Source organism: Fulvimarina manganoxydans, assembly GCF_900176465.1.
Taxonomy (GTDB): domain Bacteria; phylum Pseudomonadota; class Alphaproteobacteria; order Rhizobiales; family Rhizobiaceae; genus Fulvimarina; species Fulvimarina manganoxydans.
This window is the reverse complement of the sequence record NZ_FWXR01000007.1, coordinates 23,360-43,459: the sequence shown is the minus strand read 5'-3', so window position 1 is coordinate 43,459 and position 20,100 is coordinate 23,360. Positions and strand designations below refer to the sequence as shown.

The 20,100-nt window shown below is 61.1% G+C and carries 19 protein-coding genes; 5 read left to right on the top strand and 14 right to left on the bottom strand.

The window, feature by feature from the left end; translation table 11 throughout:
* Positions 1-104 precede the first annotated feature (104 nt).
* On the bottom strand, positions 105-449 hold the full coding sequence (locus tag B9A15_RS09745; protein ID WP_084409872.1) for a hypothetical protein: 345 nt from the start codon (positions 447-449) through the stop codon (positions 105-107).
* 326 nt (positions 450-775) lie between these two features.
* On the opposite strand from B9A15_RS09745, the gene B9A15_RS09740 reads away from it, so the two are divergent.
* Complete coding sequence (locus tag B9A15_RS09740; RefSeq protein ID WP_139798308.1) at positions 776-1,252, top strand: hypothetical protein; 477 nt, start codon at positions 776-778, stop codon at positions 1,250-1,252.
* 339 nt (positions 1,253-1,591) lie between these two features.
* Complete coding sequence (locus tag B9A15_RS09735; protein ID WP_084409971.1) at positions 1,592-2,104, top strand: hypothetical protein; 513 nt, start codon at positions 1,592-1,594, stop codon at positions 2,102-2,104.
* A 198-nt stretch (positions 2,105-2,302) separates the two neighbouring features.
* Here B9A15_RS09735 and B9A15_RS09730 read toward each other — a convergent pair whose 3' ends face one another.
* The 5 genes from B9A15_RS09730 to B9A15_RS09710 form a co-directional block, all read right to left on the bottom strand.
* Positions 2,303-2,821, bottom strand: coding sequence for a hypothetical protein (locus B9A15_RS09730; protein WP_084409870.1), 519 nt, complete (start codon positions 2,819-2,821; stop codon positions 2,303-2,305).
* Between the two features lie 97 nt (positions 2,822-2,918).
* On the bottom strand, positions 2,919-4,772 hold the full coding sequence (gene sdhA, locus B9A15_RS09725; protein ID WP_084409869.1) for a succinate dehydrogenase flavoprotein subunit: 1,854 nt from the start codon (positions 4,770-4,772) through the stop codon (positions 2,919-2,921).
* Positions 4,773-4,775: 3 nt separating this feature from the next.
* Positions 4,776-5,156, bottom strand: a complete 381-nt coding sequence (sdhD, locus tag B9A15_RS09720; protein WP_084409868.1) for a succinate dehydrogenase, hydrophobic membrane anchor protein — start codon at positions 5,154-5,156, stop codon at positions 4,776-4,778.
* Between the two features lie 11 nt (positions 5,157-5,167).
* A complete protein-coding gene (gene sdhC / locus B9A15_RS09715) occupies positions 5,168-5,560 on the bottom strand; it encodes a succinate dehydrogenase, cytochrome b556 subunit (protein WP_084409867.1) in 393 nt (130 codons plus the stop codon).
* A gap of 219 nt (positions 5,561-5,779) precedes the next feature.
* A complete protein-coding gene (locus B9A15_RS09710) occupies positions 5,780-6,292 on the bottom strand; it encodes a GNAT family N-acetyltransferase (RefSeq protein WP_084409970.1) in 513 nt (170 codons plus the stop codon).
* A gap of 476 nt (positions 6,293-6,768) precedes the next feature.
* On the opposite strand from B9A15_RS09710, the gene B9A15_RS09705 reads away from it, so the two are divergent.
* Complete coding sequence (locus tag B9A15_RS09705) at positions 6,769-7,932, top strand: GGDEF domain-containing protein (protein ID WP_084409866.1); 1,164 nt, start codon at positions 6,769-6,771, stop codon at positions 7,930-7,932.
* Positions 7,933-8,123: 191 nt separating this feature from the next.
* Here the strand turns inward: B9A15_RS09705 and leuC are convergent, their stop codons facing one another.
* Both leuC and B9A15_RS09695 read right to left on the bottom strand, forming a co-directional pair.
* Positions 8,124-9,539, bottom strand: coding sequence for a 3-isopropylmalate dehydratase large subunit (leuC, locus tag B9A15_RS09700; protein WP_084409865.1), 1,416 nt, complete (start codon positions 9,537-9,539; stop codon positions 8,124-8,126).
* Positions 9,540-9,911: 372 nt separating this feature from the next.
* A complete protein-coding gene (locus B9A15_RS09695; RefSeq protein ID WP_084409864.1) occupies positions 9,912-10,760 on the bottom strand; it encodes a helix-turn-helix domain-containing protein in 849 nt (282 codons plus the stop codon).
* Between the two features lie 161 nt (positions 10,761-10,921).
* Between B9A15_RS09695 and B9A15_RS09690 the strand changes: the two genes are divergently transcribed.
* Entirely contained in the window at positions 10,922-11,134 is a 213-nt protein-coding gene (locus tag B9A15_RS09690; RefSeq protein WP_084409863.1) for a DUF2061 domain-containing protein, read from the top strand.
* Positions 11,135-11,235: 101 nt separating this feature from the next.
* Here the strand turns inward: B9A15_RS09690 and rplS are convergent, their stop codons facing one another.
* Positions 11,236-11,694, bottom strand: a complete 459-nt coding sequence (gene rplS / locus B9A15_RS09685; RefSeq protein ID WP_084409862.1) for a 50S ribosomal protein L19 — start codon at positions 11,692-11,694, stop codon at positions 11,236-11,238.
* A gap of 187 nt (positions 11,695-11,881) precedes the next feature.
* A complete protein-coding gene (locus B9A15_RS09680; RefSeq protein WP_084409861.1) occupies positions 11,882-13,396 on the bottom strand; it encodes a L,D-transpeptidase family protein in 1,515 nt (504 codons plus the stop codon).
* A gap of 531 nt (positions 13,397-13,927) precedes the next feature.
* On the opposite strand from B9A15_RS09680, the gene B9A15_RS09675 reads away from it, so the two are divergent.
* Positions 13,928-14,191 (top strand): DUF3297 family protein, encoded by a 264-nt coding sequence (locus tag B9A15_RS09675; protein ID WP_084409860.1) that lies wholly within the window; start codon positions 13,928-13,930, stop codon positions 14,189-14,191.
* Positions 14,192-14,491: 300 nt separating this feature from the next.
* On the opposite strand, the gene B9A15_RS09670 is transcribed toward B9A15_RS09675, so the two are convergent.
* From B9A15_RS09670 to B9A15_RS09655, 4 genes are all read right to left on the bottom strand, one after another.
* Positions 14,492-14,767 (bottom strand): HU family DNA-binding protein, encoded by a 276-nt coding sequence (locus B9A15_RS09670; RefSeq protein ID WP_084409859.1) that lies wholly within the window; start codon positions 14,765-14,767, stop codon positions 14,492-14,494.
* Positions 14,768-14,935: 168 nt separating this feature from the next.
* On the bottom strand, positions 14,936-17,359 hold the full coding sequence (lon, locus tag B9A15_RS09665) for an endopeptidase La (protein WP_170923232.1): 2,424 nt from the start codon (positions 17,357-17,359) through the stop codon (positions 14,936-14,938).
* 282 nt (positions 17,360-17,641) lie between these two features.
* Entirely contained in the window at positions 17,642-18,910 is a 1,269-nt protein-coding gene (gene clpX, locus B9A15_RS09660) for an ATP-dependent Clp protease ATP-binding subunit ClpX (RefSeq protein ID WP_084409858.1), read from the bottom strand.
* A gap of 219 nt (positions 18,911-19,129) precedes the next feature.
* The gene (locus tag B9A15_RS09655; RefSeq protein WP_084409857.1) at positions 19,130-19,765 is read right to left on the bottom strand and encodes an ATP-dependent Clp protease proteolytic subunit; all 636 of its coding nucleotides are present in this window, start codon (positions 19,763-19,765) and stop codon (positions 19,130-19,132) included.
* Between the last annotated feature and the right edge of the window lie 335 nt (positions 19,766-20,100).

The following is a 20,100-nucleotide window of genomic DNA, read 5'->3' as shown; positions in this document are numbered from 1 at the left end:
GCAATCTCTCTGAAGCGAGAACGAGCGAACCGGCAGCACCCGGTTCACTCGTCAAAACCCGTCCAACAGAGGCCCTTTGAAGCTGCTCTCGATTGGAATCGGTCTCAATCAAGCATGAGGGACGCACGCAAATCGGCGCCTGGCGCCAGATGCAAGCGATCGCCGAGCCGCTCGATGACGAGGGTCCGAGAAACTGAACCCGCCTCGCCGGGAACTTCAAGCCGCAAGGATTGACCGTCGCGCAGGAAGGCCACGTGACGCACGGGCGAAGCGCCTTCCGCGCCGACGGTGGTGACCACTCGGAACTCCTGGTCGTCGGCGGTGTAGTAGATCGAACCGTTCACGCCACCCAGTTCGAAGGTGCGGCCAGTTTGCGGGAAGAGCTCATCGGCGAAGCTCGGGGTGGCGGCCATGGCGCCGAGCGCCGTTGCAATGAGAAGTGCCTTCATGATCTTTCGTCCTATTTGCCCTAAACAACCATCGCGCGGGCTTTGGGTCGATTGAGGACCGGGCCCCGATCAGACGGGACAGGCAGCGTCCTTTACGGTTGCGCTCACTAGGCTATGCATAGATGCTGCAGTGCACAATGGTTGGGCCATGCCATTTCGGAATGCCTGCATTGCACAGGCACAATCGAAAGAAATTGGCCGGATCGCTCGCTCCCGATAGTCTGCAGGTCATGTCGGAATTTTGCAGTTCGGGACTGGCGAGTTGCCCAGTTTGCCCAATCTTGTGCTGCGAAGTTCGGTCACGAAATTTGGTTTTGCGGAGCAGCATGATGAAATTCATACCCAGCGCCATTGCCGCGGGGATGGTATGGGCGACTTTCGCGATCGCGCCGGTGGCGGCACAGTCGGACAACGGCGAAAGCAGCGCGTCCAGCGCGACCTCCCCTCTCGAAACGCCTGTTGAAGCTCTTCTACCGCCCGAGGAAGGCGGGATCCAGAGCACCGTCGAGGTCTCGCTCGGCGATTGGGACGTGCGCACGAAGATCGCCGAAAGCCTGAACGCCTCCGTGTCGGACGTTCCGCTGACGGTCTCCGTCGAGCCCGATCTCGCAAGCAAGGTCTGCCCCGTTAAGGAAACGGATCTGGAGCAGCAGGCAGTCACGAGCCCGACACGCACCTGCGCGGCAAAATCCGCAATCCCCGAATTGATCGAGGCCGTGAAGAAGGATCTGGCTTCGGGAGGCGGCGGAGAGAGCGAAGCGCCGGATCCGCTGGCCCCGGTCGATCCGCGAACAGGTTCGTGACCGACCAATCGCTCGAAGCCTCTCAATTAATTGAGGTCCCTTGAAGCGATCGTACGGGCTTAATGAGACAAATCGGCAACGCCTGCACCCGAATCTTAGCGCGACGATCGTCCGGTCACAGCTTTGCCGGATTCCCGCCTTCTCTCAGACTGCGATCGCTGCACCATCCTTCCTCTTTCGGTTGGCGGCGCCGAGAGGGAGTTGACCGTCTCGCGACAAGCCACGTGCCGCCTCATTAGGACATTTGTCGGGTGGGGTGCGATACGCTCTGCAATCCGCATATCCGCGTCGCCAACGTCATTGATGAGGCGGCGCAACTTCGATCAGGGATTTTCGATCATGCGAATACCGGCTTTGGCGCTTTGCAGCATCATGCTTGCGGGCTGCGTCAGCGACGATGGCGACGTCGTCACGGAAACCCTGAACGTCACCGCCTATGAGGACGACGCGCATTGCAAGAGCCTGCTTCTGAGGCCCGGCGAACTCGTCTATGCCCAGTGCCGGCTGGCCATGGAGCAGACCTATTTGAAGAACTACAACACGCGGAAGGCTGCAATCGAAGCCGAGACCGGCGCGCCGATCTCGGAAAGCTTCGAACGGGCTCTGCGGACCGACGCCTTCTGCAATTACGACGAGAGCATGAAGGTCGCTCCGAATGCATTCGACGAGGCCGTCGCCGCCAATCTGGCTTATGCCAATTGCGAACAGACGCGATCGGCCCTGGAGCAGGAGATCGCAGCTCTCGGTCGCGACCCGATGACCTTCACTCTCGGCGAGCAGCCGACAGTGCTGAAGCACAATCTCGAGACGATCCGCGAGACGAAGTCGGTTATCAACGGCCCCGGCGCTTAGAGCAAAATGTCACAAATCGGAATCGCGATTTCGCTCTCGGTGTTTGTTTTTGCCGCGTGATGTGATCCGAAAGTTCGTACAACTTCTCGCCATGATGGTCCAACAATCGTCGGTCGACCTGCCATCGCGATCGGCGGCAATCTCATCCAATCTCGTCATAAGGAAAAGGCCTCGATCACCGACCGAGGCCTTTTTGATTCACTGCGCGTTCGCCTTGCCGTCCGCGGCAGGCGACGAAGCGGCGCCTTCGCCGGCATCCGGCGCTTCGGCTCCGCCCGGCGAACCGGCCCGGCACTGATCCGACTGGGTGTTGAGGAAGGTGAAGATCGTCACCTGATCGCTCTCGCCGACACGGCCATCCTTCAGCATCCGATCGGCGACCGGCGGCGCGACCACGGAGGCGATGAGATAATCGCGCTGCGGGTCGCTCAAAGCGCCCATGGCGCTCTCGGCGAGGCAGGCGCAATCGGCTTTCGTCATGCCCTTCATCTGGACGCCGCAGAGCCCCGTGATCAGTTCCACCTGATTGTCGCCGGACACACGCGGCAATTCAAACTTGTCGCCCACCGCATTGCGCGGCTGATCGCTCGTCTCGGTCTCCTGGGACGGAGCAGGCGCAGCCCCATCCGAGTCCTGCGCGAAGACCGGACCGGCTACAATCGAAGCAGCGAGAAGTGCGGCGATCGCGAAAGTCGACCGCGAAGTCGTGGTTTTCATTTGTCCTCCCTTGTCCTGCCGGCCTCATTTTGTGGGCCGGCCAAAACGACGAACGCCGATCGAGGATCGGCGTTCGCTCGCATGGCATCATGTCGCGTCAGTAAACGCGCTTCTTCGGCGCCATCTTCTCGGCCGGCATGCCCTCGGCGATGAAGTCCGTATGGACGCCCCGATAGCTCAGATCGACCTTGCCGTCGCTTGACAGCCGGGCCAGGGAATGCAGGCGCCAATTCTCGTCGTCCCGCTCCGTGAAGTCCTCCCGGGCGTGAGCGCCGCGCGACTCCTTGCGCGCCTCGGCTGAATAAACCGTGGTGATGGCGTTCGCCATGAGGTTCTCGAGTTCGAGAGTCTCGACGAGATCCGAATTCCAGATCATCGAGCGGTCATTGACCTTCAGATCGGAAAGCTCACCCCAAATCGCAGAAACACGCTGGCAGCCATTCTCCAGCGTCTCCTGAGTCCGGAACACCGCGGCGTCTTCCTGCATGGCCTTCTGCATCCGCTCGCGAACATCGGCGGTCGCATGTGAACCCGAGGCATGACGAATTGCGTCGAAACGGGCCATGATTTTTTCGGACTGGCCTTCGTCGATCGACGGCACAGCGGAATTTCGATCGATGACCTGCCCCGCCTTGATGGCGGCGGCACGGCCAAAGACGACCAGATCGATCAGCGAATTGGAGCCGAGACGATTGGCGCCGTGAACCGAGGCGCAACCCGCCTCGCCCACCGCCATGAGCCCCGGAACGATCCGGTCCGGCTCCTCGGCAGTCGGATTCAACACCTCGCCCCAATAATTGGTCGGGATGCCGCCCATATTATAATGGACCGTCGGCAGAACCGGGATCGGCTCGCGGGTCACGTCGACACCGGCGAAGATCTTGGCGCTCTCGGAAATTCCCGGCAGGCGCTCATGCAGCACGGCCGGGTCAAGATGGTCGAGGTGAAGGAAGATATGATCCTTCTCCTTGCCGACGCCCCGCCCTTCGCGAATCTCCATGGTCATGCAGCGCGAGACGACGTCGCGCGAGGCCAGATCCTTGGCCGATGGCGCATAGCGCTCCATGAAGCGCTCGCCTTCGGAATTGACGAGATAGCCGCCCTCGCCGCGTGCGCCTTCCGTGATCAGACAGCCCGCGCCGTAAATGCCAGTCGGATGGAACTGGACGAATTCCATATCCTGGAGCGGAAGACCGGCGCGTGCGACCATACCGCCGCCGTCGCCGGTGCAGGTATGGGCCGAGGTCGCCGAGAAATAGGCGCGTCCATAGCCGCCCGTCGCAAGCACCACCGTCTTAGCGGCAAAGCGATGGACCGTGCCGTCGTCGAGATTCCACGCGACGACGCCTGTGCAGCGACCGTCTTCGCTCATCATCAAATCGATGGCGAAATATTCGATGAAGAACTGGGCGTTGTTCTTCAGCGATTGGCCATAAAGCGTGTGGAGAATGGCGTGGCCAGTCCGGTCGGCCGCCGCACAGGTGCGCTGGACCGGAGGGCCTTCGCCGAAATTCTGCATATGGCCACCAAAGGGGCGCTGATAGATCTTCCCCTCTTCGGTTCGCGAAAACGGCACGCCGTAATGCTCGAGCTCATAGACGGCCTTCGGCGCCTCCATGACCATATATTGCATGGCGTCGACATCACCGAGCCAGTCCGAGCCCTTCAACGTGTCATAGAGATGCCACTGCCAGGAATCCGGGGTCATGTTCCGCAAGGAGGCCGCGATGCCACCCTGGGCGGCAACGGTGTGCGAGCGGGTCGGAAAAACCTTGGTGATGCAGGCCGTGCGCAAGCCCTGCTCGGCCATGCCGAGGGTCGCGCGCAAGCCCGACCCGCCGGCGCCGACCACGACCACGTCGAATTCGTGATCGACGAATTCATAGGCTTTGCCGTTCTGCGAAGGCGCCGTGCGGTGCGGCTGGCCCCCATTGGATGCGTTGGACGCCATGGATCAGACTCCGAAGCTCATCTTGACGATCGCATAGAGGCCAAGCCCCGCGATCAGGCAGGCGAAGAAGATGTTGCCGATCGACAGCGGCCACTTCATCGGCCCATGCACGTAGTCCTCGATGATGGTTTGCATGCCAAGTCGCATATGGACGCAGGCCGAGACGATCACGAGCGCGGCCGCGACGCCGACAATCGGATTGCCGAAGGTCGCCCTCATGCCCTCATAGCCTTCGCCGATGAGCGAAATGATCACAAAGACGAAGATCGTGAGCAGAATGAAATTGGAAATCGCCGTCAGCCGCTGCTGCCAGAAGTGATCGGTGCCGCCATGGGCCGAGCCCATGCCGCGGACGCGGCGAAGCGGGGTGCGCATATCGGACATGGAAAGCTCCCTTATGCGAAGAGGACGATGCCGAGCCACATGACGACGGTCAGCCCGAGGGAACCCGCCAGCGTCGCCTGAGCGAGCTTGGTCGAGGTTTCCTTGGACAGGCCATGGCCGGTGTCCCAGACGAAATGGCGAAGGCCGCCAAGCGCATGATGGAGCAGCGCCCAGCTATAGCCGAAGAGGATCAGCTTGCCGATGATGGAATCGAAGAACCAAGCGGCCGTCTCGAACGCCTCTGGCCCGCTTGCAGCCGCGACCAGCCACCACACGACCAGAAGCGTGCCGAAATACAGGGCACCGCCGGTGATGCGATGCATGATCGACATCGCCATGGTCGGACGAAACCGATAGATCGTCAGATGCGGGGACAGAGGTCGGTTGGATTTCACGTCGGACATGCGATGCCTTCCAGTCCTCGGGTCGGATGTTGAAGGCCGTCGAAAATCACCCTTCCGATCGGCGCTTCACGTTCTCGTCAGTTTATGTCGGTTCTAAAAGAGAGATCGCGCCTGCGAATGCAAGCCTCTCACTGAGCTGATCTCGCGCGCATGAACCGATTTGCACCCTTCAATCGATTCGACGCGGCAACCGACCGCACGGAATTTCGCTGCAGTGCGTCAAAGCGTGTCAACTCCTCGCTCGCGATTGTCCGGTTCGCGATGGACAAAGCGAATCACATAGCTGCGCCAGTCGGCCGCATCCGCGACCTTCTCATAGAGCTGCCGGCCCGTCCCCGGATTGCGCGGCGCATGAAGCACTAGCTTCGACCAGCCGCGTCCGTCCGATTCTTCGGCGAGAAGATCGATCATTGCCTTGGCGATGCCTTTGCGGCGATGGCGGTGATCGACATAGATGTGATCGGCGAGCCCACAGCGCATGCCCGTCCACAGATCCGGGATGTCGTAGAAGAGGATGAAGCCGACGAGGTCGCCGTTCAGCCGCGCTCCGAGGACCTCAGCCGTGCGATCCTGCAAAAGCTGCTCGGCATAATAGGTGTCGGGGGCGCCAGGCGGTCCACGAAAGAGCGATTGGTTATAGGCCGAAATGAGCGGCGCGAGCTCTCGAGCGTCGGACAATCTAAGCCGGCGGATCTCGATATCGGGTGCCTGGTTGGGTGCGGCCGTTTCCATGCCTCGTTGATCGGCGCTCAGGAGCGCCGCGTCAAGCATCCCTGCTGCTGTTCTTCACGCGCGTTCGGTTCGACTTCCACGTGAGGCCTTATCGGATCGGGAGAGGAGGGCGCGCCGCGTCAAACGAAACTCAGGACGTTACGCCGCCTCCTACCGGGCAGACACTTTGAGAGCAATGGCGCGCTTGTGTCCTCTGAGGCAGCCCGTCTGATCACGCAAGGTGAGCAACAACACTCAACCACCGGGCATAGAGACGGCGCGTCGATCAGTGAGATTCTTAGGTGCATGCAACTTCAGATTTCTTTTTGGACCTCGAACCACTCGATATTTCACCAAATAAGCTGTATTTAGTAGCAATCGTTTCGGTCGAGAACGAGTCGCATGAATGAGGCGCGCTCTCCCGGCATTGTTGGGCATTTCCGTCTTGTGCATATGCCGAGTCAGCCGCATTCTCTCGGGGAGCCTCTATTCGATCCATGACCCACAGCGATCTGTTGGAATGGTGCGTCCCCCTGCTGCTGGCATGCCTCGGCACAATGTTCTATTTCCTGAAGCTTCCGTTTGGGCGAAGCCTTGGGGCGGCCTATTTTCTATCGGCAGTCGGCTTCACCCTTGCGATCTTTCCAGTGCCGACAACAGGCGGCTGGATAAAGGTCGCGATCGAAGATTTCTTCTTCCTTTCTGGCGTTGCCGCCTTCGCCCACGTCCTGGCGCTTCGCTCCGGGGTGCATTCGCCGATCCGCACCTTGACGATCTTCACTCTTCTCGGGACCGCCCTTGCCGCCGTCGCCATTGGATATTTCGACAGTTTGCGGCTGGAGGCGGCGGGCACAACCGCCATTTGTGCCGCTTTTACGGGGATCGCGGCCTTCGCGCTTTCCAAGCGGATGGTGCACCGGATTGACAAGCTTCTCTTCGCGGCGACGGTCCTCTTTGCCCTTAATCTCGTCGCTCAGATGACCAATATCGTCCTTTCGGCAGACGCCCATATGACGGTGACCGCATGGCGGGATTCCCCCTGGGCCTTCGCGCTTCAACTGATGGGAGCGATCTTCGGGCTGGTCTTTGCGTTCATTTTCATCTTGGCCATCGGGCTCGACGTTCTCGAAACCCTGCGCTCGGAGTCAGAGACCGATAGTCTCTCGGGGCTTCTCAACCGACGCGGCTTCACGAACCGCATGGATCAAAGACGCCATGAGGTGGGCGTCCTGCTCATCGCCGATCTCGACCATTTCAAGCGCATCAACGATCGTTATGGCCATGACGCCGGAGACTGCATCATCGCTGGCATCGGCACACTGATCACGGGAATGGCAGGCAAAGACGGTTTCGGCGCCAGGCTTGGCGGCGAGGAGTTCGCGGTTTTCATGCCAAGCCTCCTCGAACCGGAAATCCTTGGAGAGAGACTGCGCGATGCCCTTATGCGGACCCGCTGGCCGCATCCCCTGAACGGCGTCGAGGTCACCATCAGCATCGGCGCGACGCGAATCCTGCCCGATGAGCGCCTTCCAAACGCCTATCGCCGCGCCGACAGTTTTCTCTACGCGGCTAAAGATGCTGGCCGTAACCGCGTCTTCAGCGATGGCAACCAGTCCGCAGGCTTTGGCGACGGAAGGAAATGGGCGATAGCAGCGCAATAAAGCGAATTTCGATCGATCGGGATCGGCAACCCGCACGAACCTCCTGCCTCGCCGGATGATGGTGCAGGAGAAGAGGTGCAACACGTCCGTATAAAGCTTGAGAAAGCAAAAAGCGCCGGCGGAATGAGCCTCCCGCCAGCGCTTCGATGATCATATCGGTTCGGGGGGCATGATGCCCTTGCCGCTCGGCGTTAGCGCCAGGAGCGAATGTCGACGAATCGTCCCGCAATGGCCGCAGCGGCCGCCATGGCCGGGGAGACGAGGTGCGTGCGACCCTTAAAGCCCTGCCGGCCCTCGAAATTGCGGTTCGAGGTCGAGGCGCAGCGCTCATAAGGCTTCAAGCGGTCCTCGTTCATGCCAAGGCACATGGAGCAACCCGCCTCGCGCCAGTCGAAACCGGCATCCTTGAACACCTTGTCGAGACCTTCGGCCTCGGCTTGCGCCTTGACGAGGCCGGACCCGGGAACGACCATGGCGGACACACCCTCGGCGACCTTTCGGCCTTCCACGATCTTGGCCGCCGCCCGAAGGTCTTCGATGCGGCCATTGGTGCAGGAGCCAAGGAAGACACGATCGATGGTGATGTCGGTCATCTTGGTGCCGGGGGTCAGCCCCATATAGTCAAGCGCCCGCTGCTTGGACTTGCGCTTGTTCTCGTCGGCGATCTCGGCCGGGTCCGGCACCACGCCCTCGACCGAGACGACATCCTCCGGCGAGGAGCCCCACGTAACGATCGGCGGCAGATTGGCCGCGTCGAGCCGCACGATCTTGTCGTAATGGGCGCCCTCGTCCGAGACGAGAGAGCGCCAATAATCGACCGCCATCTCGAACGCCTCGCCCTTGGGCGCGCGCGGCTTGTCCTTGATATAGGCGAAGGTGGTCTCGTCCGGCGCGATCAGGCCGGCGCGGGCGCCGCCTTCGATCGACATGTTGCAGACGGTCATGCGACCTTCCATGGACAGCGCCCGGATCGCCTCGCCCGCATATTCGATGACGTAACCCGTGCCGCCGGCCGTCCCGATCTCGCCGATGATCGACAGAATGATGTCCTTCGCCGTCACGCCTTCGGGGATCGTGCCATTCACCTCGACCAGCATATTCTTGCCCTTGGACTGGACAAGCGTCTGGGTGGCGAGGACATGCTCGACCTCCGACGTGCCGATGCCATGGGCGAGCGCCCCGAAGGCGCCATGTGTCGAGGTGTGGCTGTCGCCACAGACGATGGTCATGCCCGGAAGGGTGAAGCCCTGCTCGGGGCCGATGATATGAACGATGCCCTGGCGCCGATCGGCCGCATCGAAATATTCGATGCCGAATTCGGCGGCGTTCCGGGCAAGCGCCTCGACCTGGATACGGCTTTCCTCATTCTTGATTTCGTGGACGCGCGCCGCATCGGTCGGCACGTTGTGATCGACGACGGCGAGGGTGCGTGTCGGATGACGCACCTTGCGGCCCGTCATACGCAGCCCCTCGAAGGCCTGAGGGCTCGTCACCTCATGGACGAGATGACGATCGATGTAGAGGAGAGAGGAGCCATTCTCGTCGGTCTCGACCAGATGCTCGTCCCAGATCTTGTCATACAGCGTGCGCGGTTTGGTCTGGCTCATAAGGGTCGGTTCTTTCACATCGCTGCGCTGTCGAGCCGGATCGGCGACCTCGCGCAGCCTATCAAAAAAGGAGAAAATCGGATCGGATCGCTCGAGCGCATGCGCGCCGTCAATCGTCCGCCTATCGTCGCACTCTTTTGTCAGTCATGCGCCGACTGGAGGCGATAAAAGAAGCGGCCCGGCAAACGCGCGCGGTCCGACAGCTTGGCAAAGCCCTCGCTTGTCGGCAGCCGTCGGCGCATCTTCAGGTCTGCGATCATGATCATGGACGGAAAATAGCAACAGGGCCGCGCCGGCACAATCACCCTCGAACGGTTCCATACCTTGAGAATTCGGCGGTCATGCCGGGTTTTGCACTCCCTGTGACGACTGTCAGCCCATCCCCTCGATCAGTCCTTCCACGAATTTCGGCGTATGCCGGGCTTCAAAGGCGGCATCGCGGACGAGACCGTCGAAATGCCGGGAGAGTTCCAGGATCTGTCGCCGGTCGCGGAAGACCAGATACATCCGGCCCACATAAATCGTTGCCTGAAGCGTGCCGAAAACGCTGATCGGCGCCGAAAAGACCTTCTTCCGGTCGAAGAGATAGAGGCGAAGCGAGGGATAAAGTTCATCGGTCAAGCGGATGAGCCGTTCCAGCTGTTCGCGGCGCAGAGCGGGCTCGAGGCCGTGCCAATAGGTTTCCCCGCCCGCAAAACCCTCCAGCGCGTCGATCGGCATGGCGATCTCGTAATCGGTGTCGGGCGCGCGCAGGTAAGCCAGGCGCTCACGCATATCCGCGACCGCCTGATCCGAGGTGCGGCCGACGAAATCGCCATATTCGAATCGCAAGACCGCCTCGGTCTTCAGCATGTCGGGCAAGGTCGCTGGCACATGGCGGATCTTCGTTCCCCGCGCCTCTTCGTGCCATCGGAAAATGGCATCGTCCGAGGGCGCACGGGCCGCGCTCTCCATCCGCAGCGCCGCTTCCAGAATGTCGGCTCCGCTTTGCCGCCTGTCGCTCAAGCCTAGCAGCCAATCGCTGCTGACGCCGAGCGCCGTGGCGCATTCGGCCGCGACCTGGGCATTGGGAAGACGCCCGTCATCGGTCGACAGGATCAAAGAGACGGTCGAGCGATCGGCTCGGATGGCCCGCGCGAGAGCGCTGATCGAAAGGCGACGCTCCCTCATGGCGCCGGACAGGCGCTCGCGAAACAGCCTCGATCGATCCCGTTTGTCCATTGCTGATTTAAATCCTAGTCCGTGAATTTAATCAACAAACGAGCTGAAAATCGAGAAAATTATGGAAATCAACAGGCTGGATCGGAGGTGTTATCACAAGGCTGTGAAATGAAACCGCGTCGAAGACGCTTCCCACACTCCCGATGAAAAAGGTGCAATCCATGGACTCCCGCCGGCGCAGCCTCGCTAAAGCCGCATCCTGGCAGCTTTCCGGCCTTGCGACGATGACCGCCCTCGGCTTTGCCTTTACCGGCTCGGTGACGGCAGGCGGGACATTGGCGCTCGCTTCCGCAGCTGTGGGTTTCGTCTGCTACCTCGCCCATGAGCGCGTCTGGGCGTCGATTTCCTGGGGCCGGGCCCATAGCCGCCAGTGAGCATTGAGCCCTTCAGTCCCCTACCGCAAACGCAAAAAGGCGGCCTCTTGGACCGCCTTTTGTCATCTCTTCAAACTTGAGCCCTGTCGGGCGAGCAACGATTACTCGGCGGCGGTCTTCGCCGCTTCCTTCTCGGCCTTCGCCTTGTCGCGCGCCTCGGCGGCGACCTGACGGGCCTCGTCGTTCAGCTTGCGCGCGCGGGCATTGGTGGCCTCGACGATACGGGCCGACTTGCCGCGGCGATCGCGCAGGTAATAGAGCTTGGCGCGGCGGACCTTACCACGGCGGACCACATCGACCGATTCCACCAGCGGGGAGAAGGCCGGGAAAACGCGCTCGACGCCTTCACCGTAGGAAATCTTGCGAACCGTGAAGTTCTCCTGCAGGCCCTTGCCGGAGCGCGCGATGCAGACGCCCTCGAAAGCCTGGACGCGGGTACGCGTGCCTTCCGTGACGCGGACATTCACGCGAACCGTGTCACCCGGGGAAAATTCCGGAATGGTGCGCTGTGCACTGATGCGCTCGACCTCTGCGGCCTCGAGCTCGGCGATGATATTCATGGCATAGCCTCAATTCGTTGCATCCCGGGGCAACCCCGACATGGCCGACCAAACGGCGCTGTTGTTCTGAGGAAATCGAGGGGTCGCATACACCAGGCAGGGGCGTTTGTCACGCCCCCGTCATAGACTTTATGCGGCAGCGCCATAGCGTCCGCGGACGACACAGGCTGTTTGGGCACGAGCCGATCTAATCGACGAATTCGACCGTCACACCCGGCTTGACCATCTTGGCGAGTTCAAAGGCGTCCCAATTGGTCAGACGGATGCAGCCATGACTGTTCGTCTTGCCGATCTTTGAAGGCTCGGGCGTCCCATGAATACCGTAGGTCGGTTTCGACAGGGCGATCCAGATCGTACCAACCGGGCCGTTCGGACCCGGTGGGATCGTCAGAACCTTGTCGTTTGCGCCCTGTTTGAAGTTGATCTTCGGATTGTAGGTGTAGTTCGGATCGAACGCGATGCGGTTCACCTGGACCGTGCCGGAGGGCGAAGGCGTCGAGGAGGAGCCGATGGTGGACGGATAGGCCGCGACCAACTGTCCTTGGGCATCATAGGCCCGCACCTGCTCGCGGCCCTTGTCGGCGATGATGCGCACCACATCCGCCTTCACGTTGGGCCCCACATTCATGACCTTGATTCGCGTTCCGGCGCGGGAGAAGTCCGCACCGGGATTGATCGCCTTCAGATAGGCCTCGTCCATGTGGAAGCGTTCGGCGAGCTTCTCGCTCGGCCGCTCGAAGCTCATGGCGGGCAATTGCGCCTTTTCCGCATAGTCCGATGGGATCGACGCCACATAGGGGCCTGCCACGTCCTCGGCCGTCAGCTCGTAATTGATGACGGGAGGCCCTCCGGTCGCGTTCAATTCGTCGGCAAGCGCCCGGCTGTCGCCTGTCGGCAGCTTGCGTCCGAATTTCTCTTCATAGGCGGCGACGGCCTTATTGACGTTCGACCCCATCTGCCCGTCGATCACGCCGGGGCTCATTCCCGCCCTGTCGAGTAGAACCTGCAGTGCGGCGACCTCCGCCTTCTGATTGGCGCCATGCGGGGTCGCCACTTGAGGCGCTGGATCGGACTCGATGATGGTCTGCCCCTCGGCCGGCCCACCATTCGGCATACCAGCGCTTTCTCCCGGCACCTCGATGATGGAGGCGCCAGGCTCCGGCAGATCGAGGCCCCCGCCGGGCGCCTGTTCAAGACCAGGCTCCTCCGAGCGAGGCAACTCCGCTGTCTGGCGATCTTCACCGCCCGGCGTATCCGGCAGGGGCAAAGCCTCGATCGTCTCGGAGCCACCGGGGCTCTGGTAAGGGTCTTCTCGATCGTAAGGATCGATGGTTTGCGGCCGGCCTGCATTCGCTTGGCCGTCGAAGTCGTCGCGCGGGGCGTCCTCGAAGACGCCTGGCGGCACCCGATTCACGGGCCCTTCCAACGTCACGCCTGGCGGCGGCGGACCATCGAAGATGCGCGGTCCATTCGGATTGTCGCTGAAATCGCCGCGACCGCCCTGCCCGCGCTGAACCACGGCGACGATGCGGCCATAGGCGTCGAGATAAACTTCTCGGCCATATTGATCGACGAAGCTTTCGACCGCGCTCGGCGGAACGCCATATCCATCGAAACCCTGCGCCAGAGATGGGCTGGAATCAAAGGGGATCGATCCGGCGACGAGAAGTGTGAGACAGGTTGCGCGCCATCTCGTTCTCATTCCGGTCGTCCTCTTCAATGTCATCGCGCTCATATCCCATCAGCCCGGAGCGAACCGTTGGCGACGGCCCACTTATTCAGCCTTCATTCGCCATACTCTCTCCTCCATGAACCCGACATGAAAAAGGCCGTGAGCAACCTTGTGTCCCCGTCCTCACACAAGCTTCGCCAGAAGCTGGGGGGCATTCTAGCGGCGTCATACCGTGTCCAACTGCTTTGGTCGGGCTCTGTATCAAAGCCCGCGCGGCGCTTGCGCGGCTTTAAGAATCGTATCGCGAAGCGATCAGACGGATTTCGTATCAGGGACTCAGAATCGCGGCGGCAATCGGGACAAGTCGAAGTGCGAAACAGGATACGGTCTACCAACCCATCTTGCCGCAACCCGGCTTCAGGCGATATCGAGCCCATTAAACATCCGATCACACCTTCGGCCGAAGGCGAGGAGCAACAAGCATTCGTTTGCCCTCGCGGGCCCGATGGACACGCTCGTCCGTCCGATCGGGACATGCACCGAAAACATGGAGAAATTCGAATGACCTCAGAAATCCCCGACCGGCTGTCCATTGATCCGTCGAGCCCGCACTATGATGCGGATGCGCTCACACGTGGCGTCGGTATCGTCTTCAAAGGTCAGACGAAGACGAATGTGGAGGAATATTGCATTTCTGAAGGGTGGATTCGCGTCCAGGCCGGCAAGTCGAAGGACCGTCACGGCAACCCGCTGACGATCAAGCTCAAAGGTCCGGTTGAGGCTTACTTCGAGGATGAACAAGAGGCGCAGGCCGAAAAGGGCTGAATTCGCCGCTCACATGTCCGGCAGGCGCGAATGCCCGGCCGGACGGCTTTCTATGATCTCGTGGCTATCGGCGCATTCGCTTACCTGCGCCAATCCACCAGGCGCGACGGCCTCAGCCAATGAGGATGCTCGCTCAAGGCGGGCCTAAAGTCACAACGTGGCCGCCCCCCTGAGGCAGGCCAGAAAACTCTTCAAACCGTAACTCAATTCGCACGGCCACCGCCGCGACAAGCTCGAAGACGCGTGACACGCTGAGCCTCGAAACCTGTTGCGGCGGATGACGGTGGTCGAAGCGACGCCTTATTTGTTGACGGCGTCCTTCAGGCCCTTGCCGGGCGTGAACTTGGGAACGTTGCGGGCCGGAATGTCGACCTCGGCGCCCGTCGAAGGATTACGGCCCTTCGAGGCGGCGCGATGCGTGACGGCGAAGGTGCCGAAACCAACGAGACGAATGTCGCCACCGTCGGCGAGGGCCTGCTGGATCACCTCGAAGGTGGCATCCACGGCGGCATTCGCCTGCTGCTTCGAAAGCTCGGTCTTCTCAGCGACCGCCGAAACCAACTCGTTCTTGTTCATTCTCTCATACCCTCCAGGCTCTTGGGTAACACGACTCTCTCGTGTTCGGTCGCGCGACTCTGACGCAATCTGGCCGAGCCGGCAACGTCCAAACCCCGGAGAATCAAGGCTCCTTAAAAAAATGCCGCCCCGAAGAGCGGCATTTTTCGATAATTTAGCTCAGTGCCGTCAGTGGGCAACAGCCGTAGCGCCCTCATCTTCCAGAGGCGAGCGTCCCTTGAGCGGCTCCTCCTCCTCGGACCATTCGACAGGAACCGGCTGCTCCAAAAGCGCATGCTTCAGGACCTCGCCCATCCGCGACACGGGAATGATCTCCAGACCATTTTTCACATTGTCCGGAATGTCGGCCAGATCCTTGGCATTCTCTTCGGGGATCAGGACCGTCTTGATCCCGCCCCTGAGAGCCGCCAGCAGCTTCTCCTTCAGACCCCCGATCGGCAGAACGCGGCCGCGAAGGGTGATCTCCCCCGTCATCGCGATATCCCGGCGCACCGGAATACCGGTGAGGACCGAAATGATCGCCGTGCCCATGGCCGTGCCGGCGGATGGTCCGTCCTTCGGCGTCGCCCCTTCTGGCACGTGGACGTGGATGTCCCGCTTCTCGAAAAGCGGCGGCTTCACGCCATAGTCGAGTGCACGCGAGCGAACATAGGAAGCCGCCGCCGAGATCGACTCCTTCATGACATCCTTCAGATTGCCCGTCACGGTCATCTTGCCCTTACCGGGCATCATGACGCCTTCGATCGTCAGGAGTTCGCCGCCAACCTCTGTCCAGGCCAGGCCCGTCACGACGCCGACCTGATCCTCGAGCTCGGCCTCGCCGTAGCGATAGCGCGGAACGCCGAGGAAGTCGGAGATGTTCTCGGCCGTCACCTCGATCTTTTCCGCTTCGCCCTTGAGGATACAGGTCACGGCTTTCCGCGCGAGCGTCATCAGCTCGCGCTCGAAGCTGCGCACACCGGCCTCCCGGGTGTAGCGACGCGCGATCTCGCGAAGCGCATCATCGCCGACGGAAAACTCTTCCGGCTTCAGGGCATGGTCGCGGATCGCCTTGGTCAACAGATGGCGCTTGGCGATCTCGACCTTCTCGTCCTCGGTGTAACCCGCGATCCGGATGACTTCCATGCGGTCCATCAAGGGGCCGGGAATATTGAGCGTGTTCGCCGTCGTCACGAACATGACGGGCGATAGGTCGTATTCCACCTCCAGATAGTGATCCATGAAGGTCGAGTTCTGCTCCGGATCGAGCACTTCGAGAAGCGCCGAAGACGGATCACCACGGAAGTCCATGCCCATCTTGTCGATCTCGTCGAGCAGGAAGAGCGGATTGGCCTTCTTGGCCTTCTTCATCGACTGGATGATCTTGCCAGGCATCGAGCCGATATAAGTCCGGCGGTGACCACGGATCTCAGACTCGTCGCGCACGCCGCCCAACGCCATGCGGACATATTCACGACCCGTCGCCTTGGCGATGGATTTGGCGAGCGAGGTCTTGCCGACACCCGGAGGTCCGACGAGGCAGAGGATCGGGCCCTTGAGCTTCGACTGACGGCTCTGGACCGCCAGATATTCGACGATCCGCTCCTTGACCTTTTCCAGCCCGTAGTGGTCGGCGTCGAGGATCTCCTCGGCCTTCTTGAGGTCGAGCTTGGCCTTGGAACGCAGGCCCCAAGGCAGCCCCAGAAGCCAGTCCAGATAGTTGCGCACGACGGTCGCTTCCGCCGACATGGGCGACATCTGCTTGAGCTTCTTCAGCTCCGCATTCGCCTTGTCGCGGGCTTCCTTCGAGAGCTTGGTATTCTTGATGCGCTCCTCGATCTCGGCCATCTCGTCACGGCCGTCCTCGCCGTCGCCAAGCTCCTTTTGGATCGCCTTCATCTGCTCGTTCAGATAGTATTCGCGCTGAGTCTTCTCCATCTGGCGCTTGACGCGCGAGCGGATGCGCTTCTCCACCTGAAGGACTGAGATTTCGGCCTCCATGAAGCCGAGAGCCTTTTCCAGCCGCTCGCGCACGGAGACGAGCGTCAGCATCTCCTGCTTTTCGGGCAGCTTGATCGCAAGATGCGAGGCGATCGTGTCGGCGAGCTTGGAATAGTCCTCGATCTGGCTGGCGGCGCCGACGACTTCGGGCGAAATCTTCTTGTTGAGCTTGACGTAGTTTTCGAACTCCGAGACCACCGAACGCGCGAGCGCCTCGACCTCGACCGGGTCGTCCTCGGCGTCTTCGATGATGACCGCGCTCGCCTCGTGCCACTCCTCGCGGCCAGAGAACTCCTCAATCCGCGCTCGCGCCATGCCCTCGACGAGCACCTTCACGGTGCCGTCGGGCAGCTTCAGAAGCTGCAGCACATTGGCGACGGTCCCCATCTCATAGATGGCGTCGGGATCAGGGTCCTCGTCGCCCGCATTCTTCTGCGTCGCGAGCAGGATCTGCTTGTCGGCGCCCATGACCTCTTCCAGCGCCTTGATCGACTTCTCGCGCCCGACAAAGAGAGGCACGATCATGTGCGGGAAGACCACGATGTCGCGAAGGGGCAAAACCGGATAGAGATTCGCCTCGATCCGATCCCGGCTTTCCGGCATGTTGGACATGAGTTTTCCTTTCTACGGCTGCCTCAGCCGTCCTTTGGCCATCCGCTCGGACCCTTCTTCGAAGCGGTCGGATCAGACGCCGTTTTCGAAGTGGAATGTGGGTCTCAACCGCCTGAATTGCAAGCGTGTGACAGAACAACCAATGTGCATCACGAGGCTTGCTGCAAGCCGGACGCCGGCAAAGCCAAGCGGGCGTCCAGCGACAACCGATCGAAAACGAAAAACCCGCCGCGCCGGCGACGGCACAACGGGTTTTCGATTTCCTATCAGAAGTGGAAAACGTCAGGCGCTGACGTTTTCTTTCTCCTCGCTGCGCTCCGCGTAGATGTAGAGCGGGCGTGCATTACCGAGAATGACATCCTCGGAAATGACGACCTCCTGAACACCTTCCAGCGTCGGCAGGTCGAACATGGTGTCGAGCAGCATCGCCTCCATGATCGAACGCAGACCGCGAGCACCCGTTTTGCGCTCGATCGCCTTGCGGGCGATGCCGCGAAGCGCGTCCTCATGGAAGGTCAGCTCGACGCTCTCCATCTCAAAGAGACGCTGATACTGCTTGACCAGGGCGTTCTTCGGCTCGACCAGAATCTGGACCAGAGCCGCCTCGTCGAGGTCTTCCAGCGTCGCCAAAACCGGCAGACGACCGACGAATTCGGGGATGAGACCGAACTTCAACAGATCCTCGGGCTCCACCTGACGGAAAAGCTCGCCGGACTTGCGGTCCTCCGGCGATTCGACATTCGCCGCAAAGCCGATCGAGGTCTTGCGACCACGGTCGGAAATGATCCGGTCGAGGCCGGCAAAGGCGCCGCCGCAGATGAAGAGGATGTTCGCTGTGTCTACCTGCAGGAACTCCTGCTGGGGATGCTTGCGCCCACCCTGGGGCGGCACGGAAGCGACCGTGCCCTCCATGATCTTAAGAAGCGCCTGCTGGACGCCCTCGCCCGACACGTCACGGGTGATCGACGGATTGTCCGACTTGCGGGAAATCTTGTCGATCTCGTCGATATAGACGATGCCGCGTTGAGCCCGCTCGACATTGTAGTCGGCCGACTGCAGGAGCTTCAGGATGATGTTCTCGACATCCTCGCCCACATAGCCTGCCTCGGTCAGCGTCGTCGCGTCCGCCATCGTGAAGGGGACGTCGAGGATACGGGCCAAAGTCTGGGCGAGAAGCGTCTTGCCGCAGCCCGTCGGGCCGATCAGCAGGATGTTCGACTTCGCCAGTTCGACATCGTTATTTTTGGCTGCATGGGCCAGTCGCTTGTAATGGTTATGCACCGCGACCGACAGGACCTTCTTGGCGTAGGCCTGACCGATGACGTAATCGTCCAGGACGCCGATGATCTCCTGCGGCGAGGGCACCCCGTCGCGCGACTTCACCATCGAGGATTTGTTCTCCTCGCGGATGATGTCCATGCACAGTTCGACACACTCGTCGCAAATGAAGACCGTCGGCCCGGCGATCAGCTTGCGGACTTCATGCTGGCTCTTTCCGCAGAAAGAACAATAGAGCGTGTTCTTCGAATCGCCGCCGCTCGTTTTGCTCATTCGTCTTTCCTTCCAATCCGGACTGCCGCTGGTCCTCGCAATACCGTACCGGCCTCAACCTAATCGCAATACGGCACCTTGGCAAAGCCAGTGACGATTTTGCGACGTTTCGCCTGCTTGCCGTCAGGTCAATATCCGACCCTATCCGGTTCCGCTTGAGCAGCCCTTAACACCATCCGTCCAATCGCAGGACGGATGGAGAGGGTTCCTTCGCGTCGATCAGCTCTTGGCCGTCTCGGTCTCCAAGGCCTCGCGGGACGAGTAGACCTTATCGATAAGACCGAATTCGCGCGCTTCGTCCGCCGTCATGAAGTGGTCGCGGTCGAGCGTGCGTTCAATGGTTTCGTAGTCCTGGCCGGTATGCTTGACATAGGTCTCGTTCAGCCGGCGCTTCAGTTTGATGATGTCCTGGGCGTGACGCTCGATGTCCGAGGCCTGGCCCGAGAAGCCGCCCGAAGGCTGATGCACCATGATGCGGGCATTGGGCGTGGCAAAGCGCATGTCTGCATGGCCGGCACACAGGAGAAGCGAGCCCATCGAGGCGGCCTGACCGATGCAAAGCGTGGAGACCGGCGGCTTGATGAACTGCATGGTGTCGTAGATCGCCATGCCGCTCGTCACCACGCCGCCCGGCGAGTTGATATAGAGCGCGATCTCCTTCTTCGGATTGTCGGCCTCAAGGAAGAGGAGCTGCGCGCAGACCAGCGTCGCCATCGAGTCCTCGATGGGCCCGGTGATGAAAATCACACGCTCCTTCAGAAGGCGCGAGAAGATGTCGTAGGCTCGTTCCCCGCGGTTGGTCTGCTCGACCACCATGGGCACGAGGTTCATGGCGGTTTCGACGGGATGCTTCATGGTCAATTGATCTCGCTGGTCGGAGCTTTCGGGTCGGGCGTGCCGATCCGAGGCGAATCGCTTCGTCTGGGTTCGATCGACAGATATGACCGACGCCTAGGGGTATGCAAGGCGAGCGCGGGCGAGAGCGCCGATCAGGCGGCGCTAAGCCCAATTTCCTTCGCGCGATAGTGAATTTTGTCGATCTCGCGCGTCAAACGTCCCCTCGCCGGAGGACGACGATCGAATTTCACCCGCATCGTTCCGCCCAATTTGGGTCACGCCGGGTAGGATGCCACCCATCCCGCCCGGCCTGTCAGCTTCATTGGCGAGCGCAGCGTCCGACGAAGACCCGC

Excerpts from the sequence above, each read along its gene's own strand:
- B9A15_RS09745 (WP_084409872.1), bottom strand. The coding sequence starts at position 449 with ATGAAGGCACTTCTCATTGCAACGGCGCTCGGCGCCATGGCCGCCACC.
- B9A15_RS09740 (WP_139798308.1), top strand. The coding sequence starts at position 776 with ATGATGAAATTCATACCCAGCGCCATTGCCGCGGGGATGGTATGGGCG.
- B9A15_RS09735 (WP_084409971.1), top strand. The coding sequence starts at position 1,592 with ATGCGAATACCGGCTTTGGCGCTTTGCAGCATCATGCTTGCGGGCTGC.
- B9A15_RS09730 (WP_084409870.1), bottom strand. The coding sequence starts at position 2,821 with ATGAAAACCACGACTTCGCGGTCGACTTTCGCGATCGCCGCACTTCTC.
- sdhA (WP_084409869.1), bottom strand. The coding sequence starts at position 4,772 with ATGGCGTCCAACGCATCCAATGGGGGCCAGCCGCACCGCACGGCGCCT.
- sdhD (WP_084409868.1), bottom strand. The coding sequence starts at position 5,156 with ATGTCCGATATGCGCACCCCGCTTCGCCGCGTCCGCGGCATGGGCTCG.
- sdhC (WP_084409867.1), bottom strand. The coding sequence starts at position 5,560 with ATGTCCGACGTGAAATCCAACCGACCTCTGTCCCCGCATCTGACGATC.
- B9A15_RS09710 (WP_084409970.1), bottom strand. The coding sequence starts at position 6,292 with ATGGAAACGGCCGCACCCAACCAGGCACCCGATATCGAGATCCGCCGG.
- B9A15_RS09705 (WP_084409866.1), top strand. The coding sequence starts at position 6,769 with ATGACCCACAGCGATCTGTTGGAATGGTGCGTCCCCCTGCTGCTGGCA.
- leuC (WP_084409865.1), bottom strand. The coding sequence starts at position 9,539 with ATGAGCCAGACCAAACCGCGCACGCTGTATGACAAGATCTGGGACGAG.
- B9A15_RS09695 (WP_084409864.1), bottom strand. The coding sequence starts at position 10,760 with ATGGACAAACGGGATCGATCGAGGCTGTTTCGCGAGCGCCTGTCCGGC.
- B9A15_RS09690 (WP_084409863.1), top strand. The coding sequence starts at position 10,922 with ATGGACTCCCGCCGGCGCAGCCTCGCTAAAGCCGCATCCTGGCAGCTT.
- rplS (WP_084409862.1), bottom strand. The coding sequence starts at position 11,694 with ATGAATATCATCGCCGAGCTCGAGGCCGCAGAGGTCGAGCGCATCAGT.
- B9A15_RS09680 (WP_084409861.1), bottom strand. The coding sequence starts at position 13,396 with ATGAGAACGAGATGGCGCGCAACCTGTCTCACACTTCTCGTCGCCGGA.
- B9A15_RS09675 (WP_084409860.1), top strand. The coding sequence starts at position 13,928 with ATGACCTCAGAAATCCCCGACCGGCTGTCCATTGATCCGTCGAGCCCG.
- B9A15_RS09670 (WP_084409859.1), bottom strand. The coding sequence starts at position 14,767 with ATGAACAAGAACGAGTTGGTTTCGGCGGTCGCTGAGAAGACCGAGCTT.
- lon (WP_170923232.1), bottom strand. The coding sequence starts at position 17,359 with ATGTCCAACATGCCGGAAAGCCGGGATCGGATCGAGGCGAATCTCTAT.
- clpX (WP_084409858.1), bottom strand. The coding sequence starts at position 18,910 with ATGAGCAAAACGAGCGGCGGCGATTCGAAGAACACGCTCTATTGTTCT.
- B9A15_RS09655 (WP_084409857.1), bottom strand. The coding sequence starts at position 19,765 with ATGAAGCATCCCGTCGAAACCGCCATGAACCTCGTGCCCATGGTGGTC.